Genomic DNA, 231 nt, shown 5'->3' with positions numbered 1-231 from the left:
TCCTCCGGTCGGGCGAACGACCGGCGCGCGATCTGGTCGTCGGGTTCCTCGCCGACGAGGAGGCGGGGGGAGTACTCGGGTCGCACTTCCTCGTGAAGGAGCACCCCGAGCTCTTCGACGGGGCCAGCGAGGCCATCAGCGAGGTGGGCGGCTACTCGACGTTCCTCGACGGCCGACGGGCGTATCTGCTGCAGACGGGCGAGAAGGCCCGCATCGGGGGCAAGCTGATCG

Annotated in this window: 1 pseudogene; it reads left to right on the top strand. The window is 70.1% G+C overall.

Annotated features, from left to right (window positions below):
* Positions 1-231, top strand: a pseudogene (locus ACZ6JE_RS15750) (M20/M25/M40 family metallo-hydrolase); the annotation flags it as partial.

The organism is Frigoribacterium sp. AC759 (assembly GCF_979256015.1).
This window is presented reverse-complemented; position numbering and strand designations above follow the sequence as displayed.